16 protein-coding genes are annotated in these 18,322 nt (G+C 35.8%); 11 read left to right on the top strand and 5 right to left on the bottom strand.

Annotated features, from left to right (window positions below; all coding sequences use genetic code 11):
- Window positions 1-322: 322 nt before the first annotated feature.
- The 4 genes from K7G79_RS06320 to hemA all read right to left on the bottom strand — a co-directional run bounded on the left by K7G79_RS06320 (window position 323) and on the right by hemA (window position 5,034).
- The gene (locus K7G79_RS06320) at window positions 323-1,084 is read right to left on the bottom strand and encodes an EI24 domain-containing protein (protein WP_223550240.1); all 762 of its coding nucleotides are present in this window, start codon (window positions 1,082-1,084) and stop codon (window positions 323-325) included.
- Window positions 1,077-2,102: a uroporphyrinogen decarboxylase gene (hemE, locus tag K7G79_RS06315; protein WP_223550239.1), complete on the bottom strand. Its 1,026-nt coding sequence runs from the start codon at window positions 2,100-2,102 to the stop codon at window positions 1,077-1,079. The genes K7G79_RS06320 and hemE overlap by 8 nt, the downstream gene beginning before the upstream one ends.
- Before the next feature lie 96 nt (window positions 2,103-2,198).
- Complete coding sequence (gene hemC / locus K7G79_RS06310) at window positions 2,199-3,776, bottom strand: hydroxymethylbilane synthase (RefSeq protein ID WP_223550237.1); 1,578 nt, start codon at window positions 3,774-3,776, stop codon at window positions 2,199-2,201.
- Window positions 3,769-5,034: a glutamyl-tRNA reductase gene (gene hemA, locus K7G79_RS06305; protein ID WP_223550235.1), complete on the bottom strand. Its 1,266-nt coding sequence runs from the start codon at window positions 5,032-5,034 to the stop codon at window positions 3,769-3,771. Before hemA ends, hemC begins: the two co-directional genes overlap by 8 nt.
- Before the next feature lie 192 nt (window positions 5,035-5,226).
- Here hemA and K7G79_RS06300 point away from each other — a divergent pair, with 192 nt between their 5' ends.
- From K7G79_RS06300 to K7G79_RS06280, 5 genes are all read left to right on the top strand, one after another.
- On the top strand, window positions 5,227-6,123 hold the full coding sequence (locus tag K7G79_RS06300; protein WP_223550234.1) for a helix-turn-helix transcriptional regulator: 897 nt from the start codon (window positions 5,227-5,229) through the stop codon (window positions 6,121-6,123).
- 6 nt (window positions 6,124-6,129) lie between these two features.
- Complete coding sequence (hemH, locus tag K7G79_RS06295) at window positions 6,130-7,152, top strand: ferrochelatase (protein WP_223550232.1); 1,023 nt, start codon at window positions 6,130-6,132, stop codon at window positions 7,150-7,152.
- Between the two features lie 11 nt (window positions 7,153-7,163).
- Window positions 7,164-7,724 carry a CopD family protein gene (locus K7G79_RS06290; RefSeq protein WP_223550230.1) on the top strand — a complete coding sequence of 187 codons (561 nt, stop codon included), beginning with the start codon at window positions 7,164-7,166 and terminating at the stop codon, window positions 7,722-7,724.
- A gap of 109 nt (window positions 7,725-7,833) precedes the next feature.
- Window positions 7,834-9,285 carry an ATP-binding protein gene (locus tag K7G79_RS06285; protein WP_223550228.1) on the top strand — a complete coding sequence of 484 codons (1,452 nt, stop codon included), beginning with the start codon at window positions 7,834-7,836 and terminating at the stop codon, window positions 9,283-9,285.
- 4 nt (window positions 9,286-9,289) lie between these two features.
- Complete coding sequence (locus K7G79_RS06280) at window positions 9,290-10,072, top strand: enoyl-CoA hydratase/isomerase family protein (RefSeq protein WP_223550226.1); 783 nt, start codon at window positions 9,290-9,292, stop codon at window positions 10,070-10,072.
- Between the two features lie 162 nt (window positions 10,073-10,234).
- Here K7G79_RS06280 and K7G79_RS06275 read toward each other — a convergent pair whose 3' ends face one another.
- Complete coding sequence (locus tag K7G79_RS06275) at window positions 10,235-11,590, bottom strand: sulfatase (RefSeq protein WP_223550225.1); 1,356 nt, start codon at window positions 11,588-11,590, stop codon at window positions 10,235-10,237.
- A gap of 186 nt (window positions 11,591-11,776) precedes the next feature.
- On the opposite strand from K7G79_RS06275, the gene K7G79_RS06270 reads away from it, so the two are divergent.
- The 6 genes from K7G79_RS06270 (at window position 11,777) to K7G79_RS06245 (ending at window position 18,245) form a co-directional block, all read left to right on the top strand.
- The gene (locus K7G79_RS06270) at window positions 11,777-12,850 is read left to right on the top strand and encodes a PA0069 family radical SAM protein (protein ID WP_223550223.1); all 1,074 of its coding nucleotides are present in this window, start codon (window positions 11,777-11,779) and stop codon (window positions 12,848-12,850) included.
- A 182-nt stretch (window positions 12,851-13,032) separates the two neighbouring features.
- Window positions 13,033-14,118: a CNNM domain-containing protein gene (locus K7G79_RS06265; protein ID WP_223550221.1), complete on the top strand. Its 1,086-nt coding sequence runs from the start codon at window positions 13,033-13,035 to the stop codon at window positions 14,116-14,118.
- A complete protein-coding gene (locus K7G79_RS06260; protein ID WP_223550219.1) occupies window positions 14,118-14,591 on the top strand; it encodes a methylated-DNA--[protein]-cysteine S-methyltransferase in 474 nt (157 codons plus the stop codon). Before K7G79_RS06265 ends, K7G79_RS06260 begins: the two co-directional genes overlap by 1 nt.
- A 67-nt stretch (window positions 14,592-14,658) precedes the next feature.
- On the top strand, window positions 14,659-15,819 hold the full coding sequence (locus K7G79_RS06255; RefSeq protein WP_223550218.1) for a serine hydrolase: 1,161 nt from the start codon (window positions 14,659-14,661) through the stop codon (window positions 15,817-15,819).
- Window positions 15,809-16,522 carry a 3'-5' exonuclease gene (locus K7G79_RS06250; protein ID WP_223550216.1) on the top strand — a complete coding sequence of 238 codons (714 nt, stop codon included), beginning with the start codon at window positions 15,809-15,811 and terminating at the stop codon, window positions 16,520-16,522. Before K7G79_RS06255 ends, K7G79_RS06250 begins: the two co-directional genes overlap by 11 nt.
- Before the next feature lie 37 nt (window positions 16,523-16,559).
- On the top strand, window positions 16,560-18,245 hold the full coding sequence (locus tag K7G79_RS06245; RefSeq protein ID WP_223550214.1) for an ABC transporter ATP-binding protein: 1,686 nt from the start codon (window positions 16,560-16,562) through the stop codon (window positions 18,243-18,245).
- Window positions 18,246-18,322 lie beyond the last annotated feature (77 nt).

Genomic DNA, 18,322 nt, shown 5'->3' with positions numbered 1-18,322 from the left:
AAAATATTTGGCACAATTCCATTATGAGAATGATTAATAAAAAACCTATATATTGGAATCAAATAAAACAGAACGTAACTTAATAACTCAATAAATTAATCCTAACAATTCTTTGATGTTATTTTCATTTATAGTATATAAAAACTCCATGTTTTTTCGAAACTTCCTTACTTTTTTTTTAACAAAAATCTTTGATAGTTCAGGCGTTAAATTTTTCTTTAATGTTAAAGGGAAATACATTTTTAGTCGGTCTTCGTTAGCTATAACAAAATCATAAATAGGATATGCATCCTTAATTTGAATAGGTACTATATAGTAATTTTCAAAACGAAGTAGCATTGGGCTTGTGTTTTAGTTCTAATGCTTCAACTGTTTTTAACGAAGCTGCAGTAACCGAAAGGGGCAATACCAAAACAACCCCAATTAAAGGTATTATTAATAGTAATATAAATACAATGCCGTTGCCTATGGCTAGACCTCTATGCTGTCGAACAAATTTCAAACTTTCTCCATACCTAAAATGACGTTCTAAAGTGTAATCCATATTACCAAAACCAGCATAATAGGACTGCACCAAAAACAAGAGAACCGTTGAAAAAATATTAACCACAGGAATAAACTTCAATAATAGAATGGGAATGGTTAACAGTAACTCCATAAACAAGTTCCTGCTGTTAATACGAATGCCTCGCCATAACTGTTGTAAAAACGTCGTATTTCTGTGTGGAAGTGATGTGCTTCCTGCTAAATAAGCTTCTATTTTTTCGGATACCGGGCTCATAAATGGCGCTGATAATGCCATAATAATGTGTTTAAAAAGGATTAAGCCAATAACAATTATTATAAGTCCAGTAAGAATTCGAAAGGTAGTTTTTACCCATTCATAACTATTCCAAGATCGAAAAATGCTAGTTATATAATCCACAACATTATCTGACAAACCATAGGCCATTCCAAAAATAGCTACTGCCGTTATTAAACTTATTAACATAGGAACTGCAAAATATTTCCAAAGCTTGAGCTTTGAAATCAACCCAAAGACACCAAAATAGGCTTTAATTCCTATAACTATGTTTTTAAGCATGGTATTCTTTTACAGCATCAATAAAGGCTTTGGCGTTTTCCAATGGTACATTGGGTAAAATCCCGTGACCTAAATTTACAATGTATTTATCCTTTCCAAACTCATTTATCATTTGATGTACCATTCGCTTTATTTCAGAGGGTGGGGACAATAACCGAGCTGGATCAAAATTACCCTGTAACGTTATATTTCCTCCAGTTAAATAACGTGCATTTTGTGCAGAGCATGTCCAATCGACACCCAGTGCCGAAGCGTTGGATTTAGCCATGTCGTTTAAAGCAAACCAGCAGCCTTTACCAAAGGCAATTACAGGTGCATTATCTTTTAAGGCTTCAATAATTTGATTGATGTATTGCCAAGAAAACTCTTGATAATCTATAGGACTTAACATACCTCCCCATGAATCGAAAACCTGAACGGCATTACAGCCAGCTTTTACTTTCTCCTTTAAATAAGCGATGGTGGTATCGGTTATTTTTTGAAGCAATTGATGGGCAGCTATGGGATTAGTAAAACAAAACTCCTTAGCTTTATCGAAGGTCTTACTACCCTGTCCTTGTACACAATAGCATAGGATGGTCCACGGTGAACCAGCAAAGCCAATTAATGGAATTTCATCGCTCAATAATTCCTTGGTTGCTTTTATAGCTTGGTAAACATAATCCAATTCTTCGGTTACGTCTGGAACAATAACCTCATTTACATCTTTAGAAGTACGTATAGGATTTGGTAAATAAGGACCAAAGTTAGGTTTCATTTGTACCTCAATATTCATCGCTTGGGGAATGACCAAAATATCACTAAACAATATAGCAGCATCCATACCATAACGACGAATAGGCTGTACCGTAATTTCACTAGCTAATTCTGGTGTTCGACATCTAGTAAAAAAGTCGTATTTTTCACGAATAGCCATAAATTCAGGTAAATATCGTCCTGCTTGACGCATCATCCATACAGGAGGACGATTGACAGTTTCTCCTTTTAATGCTCTTAAAAATAAATCGTTTTTTATCATATTTTATTTTAAAGTCATTGCAAAGCAAAAAATTTTACTTTGGCAATCGGTTTATTTATATAGTTTAGCATGTCGCTATGTTACTAGTAATGATAATTATATATAATGTTCGTTCACTAATTCAATCACGCTTTCTACCGTAGGTACTTTAGCAACTCTTACATCACTAAAATGTTTTTGTGCTTCTTTGGCAGTGGTTTCCCCTATGCAAAACGCAATAATCTCTTTAGGATTTTTTTGCACATAACTTTCAACTGTAGATGGACTATAAAACATAACACCTTCAACAGTATCATCTACTTTAGCACCATCATATTTGGTCTGGTAGGCTTCAATTTCGTTAACCTTAATATGGTTTTGTTCCAGAATATTGGGCAAATCATCCAACCTTAAATCACTACAGAAATAGGTTACTTCGGTACCATCTATAAACTCAACCAAATATTCGGCTAACTTTTTGGCATTTTTTTCTGCATGTTTTACTGGGCCTATTCTATTTTCAACTAATCTTTTCGTCCTACGACCCACACAATAAATATTTTTGAACTGCAATTCGATGTTAGAAAAATTGTGCAATAGTGCTTCTACAGCATTTTTACTCGTAATAATAACATTTTGTAATTCATTTTTCATTACCTGTGGATGAATGCGGTTTAAGCTTATTTTTATGAAATCACTACTTTCGACTACCACTTTTTCATGCAGTAACAGCCTTTGTTCTTCACTAAGCGATTTTGTAGAATATATATTTACGGTTTTATTGGATTGCCTTATTGAATCCATTAAACGCTTGCCCCCACGTTCTATAATATAATTGGCACAAAAGGAGGCTAAATCCTTATGCTTCCCCAATTTTTCAATTCGTGAGACTTCTATTTTCTTAGAGCCATCGATACTTAGTAGAACGCCTTTAAAGGACACTTCATCATTTTTTATTTGTGCCAATGCTCCAATGGGTGCCGTACAACCGCCTTCCAGTTTGTTTAAAAACTCACGTTCAATAGTGGTACAAATTTCGGTTTCCTCATGATTTAATCCAGCACAGGCAGATCTTGCAAATTCATCTTCTGCCAAAGCCGTTATCATAATAGCACCTTGTGCAGGTGCTGGTACCATCCAGTTAAGGTTGATAGATTGCTCTGGACGAATACCTATTCTACCAATACCCGCTGCAGCAAAAATAGCAGCGTCCCAGTTGGTATTTTTCTTTAGTTTTTGCAATCTGGAGTTTACATTCCCCCTTAAGTCTTCAACAGTATGTGTAGGGTATCGGTTAAGCCATTGGGCTCTACGACGTAAACTTCCTGTAGCAATAACGGCATGTTTGGCACCTAAAAATTCTTCATTGGTTTTAAAAACCAAGGTATCGTTAACATTTCCTCGTTTCAAAACAGCCACCTGAGCAATACCCTTTGGTAAAACAGTAGGAACATCTTTAAGGGAATGTACTGCAATATCAATATCGTGGTTGAGCATTGCGATATCTAAAGTACGTGTAAAAATACCTGTAATACCTAAGTCGTAAAGAGGCTTATCCAAAACAATATCTCCGGTAGACTTTACAGGAACTAATTTAGTTTTATATCCTAAATGCTCAAGTTGTTGCTGTACAGTTTTGGCTTGCCATAATGCCAATTCACTATCGCGCGTGCCGATTCTTATAATTTTAGACATTGGTTTTTGAAAGTTCTTCTAACTGAAACACTTTTTTAATAAGTTCGAGGCTTTCATCTGTAGAAACACCATCTTCCTTTAAATGATGGGCAAAGTGATTGGTTATTTTTTGAATAATATTGTTACTGATCAATTCAGCTTGAGTCTCGTTAAAATCAGTTAGTTTTTTACGCTGTGTCTCCAACTCTGCGGCAGCAAAATCGCTTAACTTATGCTTTAATGCTTTAATGGTGGGCACAAATTTTCGTGTTTCCAACCAACAGTTAAATTCTGCTTTAACCTCTTCTATGATAGACTCTGCTAAAGGAATATGTTCACGACGTTTTTCCAACGTTTCATCTGTAATTTGCGATAAATGATCAAGATGAACGAGCGACACTTTTTCTAATTCCCTTACATTTTCATTAACATTTTTTGGTATTGATAAATCTAAAATCAACAAAGGTTTTTTTAATTGAAGGAGATGTTTGTCAATGGTAGGCCGTTGAGCTCCAGTAGCCACAATTAAAATATCAGCATAGCTTATTTCCTCCTGTAAATTAGCATAATCCTTAACCAATAAGTTGAATTTACCAGCAATTTTTTCGGCCTTATCCTTAGTGCGGTTAATAAGAGTAATATGCTCATTTTTGGTGTGCTTTACCAAATTTTCACAGGTGTTTCTTCCAATTTTACCAGTACCAAACAAAAGTATATTTTTATTGGTAACATCTTCCATAGTATTAAATATGTATTGTACCGAAGCAAAAGATACCGATGTAGCTCCAGAAGAAATATCGGTTTCTGTTTTAATACGTTTACTGGCCTGTATCACTGCATTCACCAAACGTTCTGTAAAATGGTTCAGTAAACCAATTGTTTTTGATATACGGGCACTTGTCTTTAACTGACTTATAATTTCGAAATCACCCAATATTTGGCTATCTAATCCAGAACCTACACGAAACATATGAGCAATAGCCTCCTGGTTTTTATAGATGTAAGCTACCTTTTGAAACTCCTCTACGGTTCCTTCTGTATTATCGCAAAGCAATTTTATAAGTTGAAAAGGGTGTTGGGCAAATCCGTAAATTTCAGTACGGTTACATGTGGAAGTTACTATAAGACTTTCGATACCACTCTCATTCGCTTGGTGAAGTAGTTTTTCTTTGCCGTCTTCATTTAAACTAAAACGACCTCTAATATGCGCATCGGCCTTTTTGTAACTTAATCCAATGGCATAAAAGTAATTACTACGTGAAATATTGTACTTATCCATGATATAATTCCTGATAATCAAAACAAATGTAGAATGATAGTTTAAAAAAAAATAACGATGAAAGAACTTTTAATGTCGCTTGTTGTTTTTTAAACATTTTTTTTAAAATAATATGATAAATGTCATACTTTTGTAGTGAATTCAATGGTTTTGAAGTCTTATATTTAGAATCAATCTAAATAAATTTCGAAAATGGATAAAAAAATTAACTTAGAAAATATCGCTGAAAGATCTTTTGAAGAGACTAAAATAGATGTTGGCTTTTTAATTTTAACTCATAAAAACGAAAAAAATGTCGCTCAAAATCTTACAAAAGAAATAGATAGCGATTTTATCCAGTTTCACTTTTGTATAAAAGGCACAACCAAGTTTGTTTTTAACCAAGGAAGTTATGTTTTGGATATTCCTGAAGAAAACTCCTTATTATTATACAATCCGCAACGAAATTTACCCATTGACCTACAATTGGATCCCAATTCATGGATTGTTTCCATCCTAATTACCATTAAAAAATTTCATAGTTTGTTCTCAGAAGAAGCCGATTATATTTCGTTTTTAAATGCTGATAATAAGGACAAAAAATATTATAAGGACGGTATTATTTCACCATCAATGGCCATAGTATTAAACCAAATGATTAACTACAGCCTTAATTCATCAATTAAAAGCCTATATTTTAAAGGAAAAGCATACGAATTACTAAGTCTGTATTTTAACAGAAGCGAAGAGGCTGATGTGGAGCAGTGTCCATTTTTGGTCGATGAGACTAATGTAATTAAAATAAGGAAAGCCAAGGATATAATTGTAGCGCGAATGGCCGAACCTCCTACATTACAGGATTTGGCTGATGAAATTGGTTTAAATATTAAAAAATTAAAAGAAGGATTCAAACAGATTTATGGGGATTCAGTATTTAGTTTTTTGTTTGATTATAAAATGGAATTTGCCCGCAAGTTATTAGAATCTGGTGAGAACAACGTTAATGAAGTAGGGCATAAAGTGGGCTATAGTACAGCGAGCCATTTTATAGCTGCTTTTAAGAAAAAGTATGGCACTACACCAAAAAAGTATTTAATGTCTTTGAATTAGTTATAAATGAAAGGAATTTTACTCGTAAACCTAGGTTCACCCGATAGCCCTGAACCAAAGGATGTAAAAAAATATTTGGGCGAATTTTTAATGGACGAACGGGTTATAGATATCCCCTACACTGCCAGAGCTTTACTGGTAAGGGGCATTATTTTAAAAACAAGACCTAAAGCCTCTGCTGCAGCCTATAAAAAAATATGGTGGGAAGAAGGCAGTCCGCTTATAGTCATCTCTGAAAGACTTAAAAAGAAAGTACAAAAAGAAGTTGATGTACCAGTAGCTTTGGCGATGCGTTATGGCAGTATGACCATTGAAAAAGGATTCCGGGAGTTGGTTGATAAAGGGGTAGATGAAGTGTTGTTGTTTCCTCTTTATCCGCAATTTGCAATGGCGACTACCGAAACCATATTAGTTTTAGCTGAAAAAATAAGGCAAACTCATTTCCCACAGTTAAAAACAGAAACTGTTCCTGCATTTTACAACAATCCCGATTACATTAAAGTACTCTCAAACTCCATTAAGACACATTTAGAAAATAAACCATACGAGCATTTACTCTTTTCTTACCATGGTGTTCCAGAACGCCATATTCGAAAAAGCGATGTCACCAAATCGCATTGCAGAATTGATGGTAAATGCTGTGTTACTCCAAGTAATGCCCATGAGTTTTGCTATAGACACCAATGTATGGAAGTTACTAGATTGGTTGCAAAAAAGCTTGATTTAAAGGAAGGTTCTTACTCAACTTCATTTCAATCGCGATTGGGCTTCGATCCGTGGTTGCAACCGTATACCGATCGTACCATTGAACGTTTGGCAAAACAAGGTATTAAAAATATGGCTATTGTTACTCCTGCTTTTGTTAGTGATTGTTTAGAAACTCTAGAAGAAATTGCAATGGAAGGTCAGGAGATTTTTCATGAAATGGGAGGCAATTCATATACCACAATCCCTTGTTTAAATGACGACCAAGAATTTGTTGAATTATTGGCGAATTGGATAAACAAATGGTCCAATATCAATGTTTAAACTATATAATTATGGATGAATTTTTAGAATACTACCAGTACATCAAAGCCTTCCATCTCATTTTTGTTATTACTTGGTTTGCGGGCTTATTTTATATTCCAAGATTGTTTGTGTATCAAATTGAAGCCTTTTATAAACCTTTACCAGAAAAGGAAATCCTTGGAAAGCAATTAAAACTCATGGCCAAACGTTTGTGGTATATTATTACTTGGCCTTCGGCTATTTTGGCGACTATATTTGCTGTTATTCTGCTAATTTTAAATTATCCCCTACTATACAATGGCTGGATGAAAGTTAAGCTAGTCTTTGTGATAATGCTCTTTATTTATCACTTAAAAACGCATCAGTATTTTAAGCAACTGCAGCAAGATGTAATAAATAAATCATCTAGCTTTATGCGTATTTGGAATGAAGGCGCCACCTTTATCTTATTTGCCGTAGTGTTTTTGGCGATTTTAAAAAGTACAATAAATTGGGTTTGGGGAATTATTGGTCTAATGGTTTTAGGTGTTCTTATTATGTTAGGTTTTAAAGTTTATAAGAATATTAGGGAACGAAATCCTGAAGCCTAGAGGGAATTTTAAATTCGATACCCTAAACAAATAAATTGTTAGTTTTTGGTTTTATTTTTTTAGAATTTCTTGGAAAAGAGTTGGTGTGATTATTGTTATATTTATGCCAATGAAACTTAAGAGCCTGTCCTTACGTACCCGCATTTTTATTGCTATGATTTTATTAGTGCTTGTGGCATCAATAATTATAGCGCTTGTGGCTATTTACCAATATAACGAAGAGACCAAAGACTACCATAAACAACGTTTACAGCGTAAGGAAAGAGCCATACAACGACATTTAGGAAATGTTATCAAGGAAACTTCATATCCAGTTTTAACAGAAAAAATACCTCTCATCTTTAAAGATGAACTTAATAAAATAGCCGACATACACTCCTTACAGATTAATCTTTACGATTTAGAAGGCACACTTTTGAAGTCCTCAAAGGCCATATTGGCACAGGACACATTGCACCATTGCTTAAGATCTGAAATTTTAAATGCCGTTTCCAATACTGCCGACCATAGGTTTGTAGATAAACATGAAGAAAATGGAGAAGCGTATCTGTCGTCGTACACTTATATCACCGATAGAAAATTTAAGCCCTTAGCTATTTTAAATCTTCCTTATTTAGAACGAGACGACTTTTTAGCAAGAGAACTTAACGAATTTCTAACACGTTTAAGCTTTGTCTATTTGTTTGTATTAATTATGGCCATAGTAATTTCCTTTTGGTTGTCTAGATACATTACAAAATCCTTAAAAGCCATTAGTGACAAAATAAATACTATTAGACTGGAAAAACGGAATGAAAAGATTGTTATAGACGATACAAGTGAAGAAATATCCACTTTGGTAAACTCCTATAACAGTATGATTGACGAGTTGGAGGAGAGCGCTGTTAAGTTGGCGACCAGTGAGCGTGAACAGGCCTGGCGAGAAATGGCCAAACAGGTGGCGCACGAGATTAAAAATCCTTTAACTCCCATGCGTTTGACCGTTCAAAACTTTCAACGAAAATTTGATCCAAAAGACTCAACTATCATCTCTAAAGTAGATGAATATAGCAAAACCTTAATCCAACAAATCGATACAATGAGCTCCATTGCATCGGCATTCTCTACTTTTGCCAAAATGCCCGCGCAGCAAAACGAAACCTTAAACGTGGTTAATATTGTTAAATTAGCATTAGATATATTTAACGAAGAATATATTATATTTACTAGGGATGCCGAAGAAATTATTGCTAAGTTCGACAGAACTCAGCTCATCCGAGTGGTTACTAATTTGGTTAAAAATGCAATACAAGCCATTTCAAAAATTGACACTCCACAAATTATAGTCCACGTAAGCGAACTGGACAACAATGTGATTATAACTGTTACCGATAATGGTTCTGGTGTTCCAGAAGAAAACAAGGACAAGGTATTTGAACCTAAGTTTACTACAAAATCAAGCGGTATGGGGCTTGGCTTGGCAATGGTTAAAAACATTGTTGAAACCTATAACGGTTCCATTTCTTTTGAATCTCAGAAAGACAAAGGCACTATGTTTAAAGTAGTATTCCCAAAAGCATAACATCATGAACTACCAAAATATTATTTCCAAAAACCATAACAGTACCTCTATTATCATCGTTAACCGTCCCAATAAATTAAACGCCTTAAACAAGGATACGATACAAGAACTACATGATGCGTTTGATACAGCCAATAAGGATAAAAATATCAAGGTTATAATTGTCACTGGCGGTGGCGACAAGGCTTTTGTTGCTGGTGCTGATATTACTGAATTTGCCCATTTTAATGCTGAAGAAGGTACGCTATTAGCTGCTAATGGGCAACAACTTTTATTCGATTTTGTTGAAAATTTAAGCACCCCTGTTATTGCAGCAATTAATGGGTTTGCATTAGGCGGTGGACTTGAATTGGCAATGGCCTGTCATTTTAGGGTAGCTAGCGATAATGCTAAAATGGGCTTACCTGAGGTGTCTTTAGGGGTTATCCCAGGTTATGGTGGTACACAGCGCTTACCACAACTCATTGGTAAAGGTCGTGCTATGGAACTTATAATGACTGCTGGAATGATTGATGCCAACCAAGCGCTAAGTTATGGCTTGGTAAACCATGTTACATCTCACGAAGATCTTTTACCTCTATGCGAAAAACTCGCTATTAAAATTTCCCGAAACTCACCAGTTGCTATTGCAGCAGCCATTAAATCCATTAATGCCAATTATAAAGATGGTGTTGATGGCTACAAGGTCGAAATCAATGCCTTTGGAAATGCATTTGGCACTAAAGATTTTAAGGAAGGTACCTCTGCTTTCTTAGAAAAACGAAAGGCTGATTTTACTGGGGAATAATACTTAACTCCTGTTCCAGTTATAAAAATCAAAAATCTAAAAATTAAATAACCAATGTTAGATATTTAGGTCATTTCTAACAAAAAATATGAATCCCCTCTTTAAGAGATGTATAATCACTCTCAGAATGAATGATCCTTCGACATTAACAAATGTATACAGTTATAACCCACTAATAACCTCCGATCCCGTTTCTTTCGCAAAAGCCTTCATTTTTAATTTTAACTGTAGCACTTTTTCTGGAAATGAAGCAGCACGATTGTATTGTTCACTTGGGTCTTCATTTAAGTTAAAGAGTTGTACACTATCGGTTTCGGTGATTCGTAGTTTCCATTCCTGCTCACGAATGGCTTCAATGGTCTTGCCCGAGCAGTACATCAATGTCGTACGTGGTGAATGCTGTTGTTCCTTAATCAACCCCAATAGGTTTTCCCCATCTATAGGATATTGATTGGGTATTTTGCTTTCCGCCAAGGCTACAAATGTTGGGAACAAATCCAACCCCGATACGATATCTCTATTCACTTGATTTTCTTTAATGGTATTGGGCCAATACATAATGGCAGGTACCCTGGAGCCACCTTCATAAGTTGTCATTTTGGCGCCCCTAAAAAATCCCGCTGATCCTGTATGCCAGCGTTCCACGCCATCGGCCAACATACGGTCGGGCAAGTTATGCCAAGGGCCATTATCGCTAGTAAATACAACAAGGGTATTTTCTTCTAAATTATTTTCCTTTAAGGTTTTAAGAAGCTCGCCAATAGTCCAATCTATAGTTTCAATAACATCGCCGTACAAGCCTGCTTGCGAAGTACTTTTAAATTCTTCCGGGGCACTAATGGGCAAATGGGGCATGGCATGGGCCAAATACAGGAAAAAAGGTTCGTTTTTGTGTTCCTTAATAAAGTTTATTGCCTTTTCGGAATAATCGAGCATCAAACGATTCTGCTGCTTTCCAATTTCCTTAATCGGCTTATCATTTTCATACATATACAACCTGTCATCTTCGGTTAGCCAAGGGCACCAAGGTAAAATCATGTCGTTACTATAGGGCAGACCAAAAAAATAATCGAATCCCCGAGCGGTAGGAAGGTATTGTGGCAAGTGTCCCAAGTGCCATTTGCCAATCGCTCCCGTTTTATATCCCGCTTCTTTTAAAACATTGGCAATAGTGACCTCGGTTAGAGGCAAACCCGTGGAAGATTCTGGACCAAAATTGTTTGGTGCATTCCTAACAGGATATCTCCCAGTAAGCAACCCCGCACGGGAGGGTGTACAGACCGAACTAGGCGCATAAAACGAGGTAAACTTTAGGCCTTCCTGAGCCATTTTGTTGATGTTAGGGGTCTTTATAAGTGGATTTCCATAGCATTCCAAATCGCCATAACCCATATCGTCCATATACACCAAAATAATATTTGGACGTTTTACTTCTTTGAGGCTTTCCTCTGACTTCGTTTTACTACAGGATAAAAAAACAAAAGCAAAAAGTATTAAAAAAATGGATGGTTTATTCATAACAGACACTATTTCAAAATTTGTAAAATACACTACATATCTGGTGCAGACTAAGTTCGACATTTTTTATGGCAACACAAAACCACATTTGTTGATAACCCGTTTTTGTTTTAACAGTTTACCATTCAAATTATATCTAATTTTAAAGTGTTCTCTATTAAGTATTCAACCCATAATTTTACTACAATGAACCAAAAAAATGCCATAAAAGGACGTGGTGCACAACTTAACGTCCCTAATCGTTTCTTCGAACTGAGCCATGAAATACGTAACGACTTTTTGGAATTTTGTAGAAAGGAAAGCGAACCGGCCGATAAAAACAAAACACTTTATCTGCCAGTTTTCCCAAAGACCATAGTAAATAAAGTGGATAGTCCCGATTTGGGTTTAATGTACAGTATGAATCCTTACCAAGGCTGCGAACATGGCTGTATCTATTGTTATGCCAGAAACAGTCATGAATATTGGGGCTATAGTGCCGGATTGGATTTTGAGCGACGTATTCTAGTTAAGAAAGACGCCCCAAAATTATTGGAAGTTTTACTGAAAAAGAAGAGCTGGAAAGCCCATCCCATTGTTTTATCAGGCAACACCGATTGTTATCAGCCTGCCGAGCAACAATTTGAAATCACCAGAAAATGTTTAAACGTGTTCTTAAAATATAAGCACCCTGTAACCATAATTACAAAAAACGCATTGATATTAAGGGATTTGGAGATTTTAAAAGCCCTTTCGGAAGATCAATTGATAGCAGTTAATGTATCCATTACCTCTCTTTCCGAGGACACAAGGCGTATTCTTGAACCCAGAACGGCAACCATTAATAAACGTTTGGAAACGGTTAAAACATTAAGCGACCATGGCATTCCTGTAAATGTCATGTTGGCCCCACTAATCCCCTCCATTAACAGCCATGAGGTTTTACCCTTGGCTAAAGCTGCTTCAGAACACGGCGCATCATCTATTGCGCATACTATAGTACGATTGAATGGTGCTATTGGCGAGATTTTTACAGATTGGGTAAAAAAGACCATGCCCGATCGATCTGAAAAAATACTGAACCAAATTAAAAGTTGCCATGGTGGCTCGTTAAATGACAGTCGTTACGGTAAACGAATGCGTGGTGAAGGCCAAATAGCAGAACAGATAAACAATCTGGTGAAATTGGCTAGGCAGAAATATTTTAATGATAAAGGGATGCCCAAGCTCAACACTACACTTCATAACAGTTACAAACATGGGCAACTAAAGTTGTTTTAGACATTGATTAATACAATTAAAAACAAAATACTTTTGTAGCTTCAAAACCTTATTTGTTGATTTATGTGATTTATTGTTCTACTTTTTTTAATCAGCTTCTGGTTTACCCAACTTTACAACAAGTGTTCTAAACAGCCAATACAATTGAAAATAATTAGTATTTTAGTCCTTTAAAACAAGCTATGAGCGCATTAATTTTTTGGGCAACTATTTCCATTTTCTTTTCGTTTTTATGTTCAATTCTCGAAGCCGTTTTACTTAGTATAACTCCTACCTTTATAAACATTAAAAAACAGGAAGGCAAAGATTATGCTTTAATGTTGGAAACCTTAAAAAAAGATGTCGACAAGCCTTTAATTGCTATTCTTACCCTAAACACCATTGCTCATACATTGGGTGCCATGATGGTGGGTATTCAAGCCGAAAGCCTACATAATATTGAATTTTTAGGAATTAACACTGTAGGCATTGTTTCGGCTATTATGACCTTTTTAATTTTAGTGGCTTCCGAAATTATTCCGAAAACCATTGGTGCCACTTACTGGAAAGGCCTAGCTAATTTTACCTCAAAAACCCTTACCGTTTTAATCTTCCCTTTAAAATGGACCGGATTACTTTGGTTGCTTCAACTCACTACAAAACTAATTGGAGGAAAGGGACACCATGGCAGTGTACTGAGCAGGGAAAGTTTTATGGCAATGACCGATATGGCACATAAAGAAGGGGTATTTCAGGAAAACGAAAGCCTTATTATTAAAAACCTACTCAACTTTAAACAAGTTTTTGCTAAGGATGTGATGACTCCTAGAACAGTAATGAAAACGGAAGACGAAACCTCAACTGTTGAAGTATTTTTTAATAAAAATCTAAACCTGAGATTCTCTAGAATTCCTGTTTACAGGGACAATTCGGATAACATTACCGGACTTGTTTTAAAAGACGACGTGTTCAAGGAAATGGCTCTGGACAATAGCTCCAAAAAACTATCTGATATCAAACGGGATATTATTGTAGTAAACAGAAATTTGCCTATTCCTACTCTTTTTGAAAAGTTGGTGGAAAGCAGAAACCATATGGCTTTAGTAGTCGATGAATATGGTAGTGTTAGCGGCTTGGTAACCATGGAAGATGTTATTGAAACTCTATTGGGTCTTGAGATTATGGACGAAAGCGACAATGTGTCCGATTTGCAGCTTTTAGCTCGGAAAAGCTGGGAAACCCGAGCCAAAAAATTGGGCATCTATATAGATAATACTTCAGAAAACTAATGGAAAGCTGCATCATAACATCGCCTTTGGGATTTACCAAAATTATTGGTAGCGAAGATGGTATTACTGAAATAACAGTGCTTAATTCAGTAGAAGAAGTAACTGATGTTATCCCAGAGACATTAGAAGATTGTGTTATGCAACTTAACGAATATTTTGAGGGCACAAGACATGAGTTTAACCTAAAACTAAATCCGCAAGGCTCCGATTTCCAAAAACAGGTCTGGAAACAATTGGAGTGTATTCCCTTTGGTAAAACTACATCTTATTTAGAGCTGTCCAAACAACTGGGTGATATAAAGGCCATTCGTGCTGTGGCCAATGCCAATGCTAAAAACCCACTTTGGATTGTCGTTCCCTGCCATCGAGTAATTGGGAGCGATGGCAGTTTAACAGGGTATGCTGGAGGACTTCATAGAAAACAGTGGCTGCTAGAGCATGAAAGCCCCTATAAACAGCAAAGATTGTTTTAATTTAAGAATGTTGTACACGTATAGGGTAAATTAATTTTTCTATATTTATTACAATATAAAACCTCATATGAAACAAATAAAAAAAGCTCTAAAATGGTTGGCTGTTCTATTAGTATTGCTTGTAATTGCTCTCTATGTAACCGATACCGATTACCTTATAAAAGCCGTTAAGAACATTTATTTAAATGGCCATACCACTGCATTTTTGGAAGACTACAAAAATTTCGACAATCAAGTTATTAAAAACGGAACACCCCAACCTTGGCCCAATCACAAAAACTATAATAAAGTTAAAGAAACAGATATCCTTACTAATGCCAATAACACTTATAGCACTATTGCTTTTGTTATTATAAAAAATGACAGCATTTGGTTTGAAAAGTATTATGATGGTTTTAATGAAAACTCCAAATCCAATTCCTTTTCCATGGCCAAGAGTTATGTAACTGGTCTTTTGGGCAAGGCCATTATGGACGGTTACATTAAAAGTTTAAACCAACCCGTTTGTGATTTTTTACCAGAATACTGTGATGGTTTGGCTGCAACATTAACGGTAGGGGATTTATCGAGTATGGCCTCAGGTTCTAATTGGGATGAAGCTTATTATTCTCCATTTTCCATTACCACAAGAGCATATTTTGATGACGATTTAAACACCATGATATTGGATAAAGTAAAAGTTGTTGAACAGCCTGGACAATACTTTAAATACGCTAGTGGTGATACGCAAATGCTGGGCATGGTCATAGAAAAGGCGACTGGCAAAAAATTATATGAGTATTTAGAGGATAGTTTCTGGAAACCATTGGGTTGTGAAAATGAAACCTTATGGCAAGTGGATAGTGAAGCTAACGATATGGTAAAAGCCTATTGTTGTATTGCCAGCAATGCCAAGGATTTTGCCCGATTTGGCAAACTTTACAAAGACTATGGCAAATGGAATGGTAAGCAGATTTTGGATTCTACGTTTGTTTCCAAAGCGATTACACCTCGCTTTGCTGAAAGTCCACAGTACGGTTATGGTTGGTGGCTTTATGAAAAAGACAGCAAATCATTTTTTATTATGCGAGGTCATTTAGGGCAAATGGTTATTGTAGATAGGCCCAATAACATCATTGTCGTTAGACTGGGACATAAACGCACGCCTCAAACATTTATTGGTGAATTTGCCGAAGATGTAGATGTATATATTGAAGAAGCTTATAATATGTTAGCCCATGATCAATAAACTCAACCTCGAAAACATTCTGTTTCTAGATATAGAAACTGTTCCAGAAACCCAAGACTTTTCAGAGTTGGATGATACAAAACAGGTGCTTTGGGATGCAAAATCACAATACCAACGTAAAGAAGACTTTACCGCCGAAGAGTTTTACGAACGTGCCGGTATTTGGGCAGAGTTTGGGAAAATAGTTTGTATTTCGGTGGGATATTTTACGTTTCAAGGTAACCATAGACGATTTCGTGTCACCTCATTTTATGGTGATGAAATCACTATATTAAAAGATTTTAAAACCCTACTCATTTCACATTTCAGTCAAGCAAAACATTTATTGTGCGCCCACAATGGCAAGGAATTCGACTTTCCCTATATTGCACGCCGCATGATTATTCATAATATGGAGTTGCCTTACAAGTTGAATCTATTTGGCAAGAAACCTTGGGAAGTACCACATTTGGACACCTTAGAACTTTGGAAATTCGGGGATTATAAAACCTACACCTCCCTTAAACTATTAACTAATGTTTTAGGTATCCCATCGCCAAAAGATGACATTGATGGTAGTGAAGTGTACCGTGTTTATTATGAAGACAAGGATATAGATCGTATTATAACCTATTGCGAAAAAGATACCATCGCCGTAGCCCAAATCTTTTTAAGGTTACGGGGAGATAACCTTTTAAGTGATGATGAGATTATTCATGTTTAGTCAAAGAACATAAAAACCAGTGCATAGACATAAAAACTTGAAACTAAATAACAACCCTTTATTACAAATAGAAAACCTTTCCATCACCTTTGGAGAGAATGAGGTCATCCATAATATCTCATATCAATTATACAGTAATGAAATACTTGGTATTGTTGGTGAATCGGGTTCGGGGAAGTCAGTGTCGTCCTTGGCTATTTTAGGCTTGCTTCCCAAGCGCATTTCAAATATAACTTCAGGTTCTATTGTTTATAACAATAAAGATTTAACGCAACTTTCGAACAAAGATTTTCAACATATTAGGGGTAAAAAGATAGCTATGATCTTTCAGGAACCCATGAGTTCCTTAAATCCGTCCATGTCCTGTGGAAAACAAGTTCAGGAAATATTGTTACAACATACCAGCTTATCAAAATCAGCTTCAAAGGAAAAAACCATTGCATTATTCGAAAAAGTAAAGTTGCCAACGCCTTCCCGTATTTTTGATGCTTATCCACATGAAATTTCTGGCGGACAAAAACAACGAGTCATGATAGCCATGTCCATTGCATGTAAACCCGATATTTTAATAGCTGACGAACCTACTACAGCACTAGATGTAACAGTGCAAAAGGATATTATAAATCTTTTAAAAGCCTTACAGGAAGACACTAAAATGAGCATCATTTTCATTACCCACGATTTGGCTTTAATTTCCGAAATCGCGAATCGAGTACTAGTGATGTACAAAGGCGATATTGTTGAACAGGGTGACGTAACATCCATATTTAAAAATCCGCAGCACAATTATACCAAAGCCTTAATAAACTCAAGACCTTCATTAAATACTCGGTTTAAAACACTGCCTACCATACAAAATTATCTAAACAACACCTTTTCAAAAGATATTATAACACCTCAACAGCGTAAAGCCTTTCACAAAAAGCTGTACAGCAATCCGCCATTATTGGAAGTTGTTGATGTTGAAAAGGAATATATCTCAAAATCGGGGTGGTTTACCAAACCATCGGTATTCAAGGCCGTAAATCAAGTGAGCTTTAAACTCTACAAAGGAGAAACTTTAGGCTTGGTAGGTGAATCGGGATGTGGGAAATCAACTTTGGGTAATGCCATTTTACAACTCGATAAGGCAACGGCAGGTACTATTTTGTATAAGGGAACAGACATTACCAAACTATCAAGAGCCAACATTCGAACCCTGAGAAAGGAAATCCAAATCATCTTTCAAGACCCTTTTTCATCCTTAAATCCCAGAATTCCAGTAGGCGAAGCGATAATGGAGCCTATGAAAGTACATGGTATAGGCACTACCTATGCAGAGCGTAAAGCAAAAGTATTGGATATTTTAAATCGGGTTGGTTTGTTAGAAGGTTATTTTAACCGTTATCCGCATGAATTTTCGGGTGGACAACGCCAACGTATAGGTATTGCCAGAACCATTGCATTACAACCCAAATTAATAGTATGTGACGAATCTGTTTCGGCATTAGACATATCAGTACAAGCACAAGTACTAAATCTGTTGAACGAACTAAAAGAAGATTTTGGCTTTACCTATATTTTTATTTCACACGATTTGGCCGTAGTAAAGTATATGAGCGACCAACTATTAGTAATGAATAAAGGTGAAGTCGAAGAGTTGGATGATGCCGATGTAATTTATAACAACCCTAAAACGGAGTACACAAAAAAGTTAATTCATGCTATACCAAAAGGATTATAGCATGAATACTTTTTTCGTTATATACAGTAAACCTTTTAAAAATTGTAAATGTTCTTGAAATGTTTCTTTCAGTTTAC

This window comes from Aestuariivivens sp. NBU2969 (genome assembly GCF_019931125.1).
Classification (GTDB): domain Bacteria; phylum Bacteroidota; class Bacteroidia; order Flavobacteriales; family Flavobacteriaceae; genus Aestuariivivens; species Aestuariivivens marinum.
Note: the sequence above shows the minus strand (reverse complement) of the source record. Positions and strands in the feature narration are given on the sequence as shown.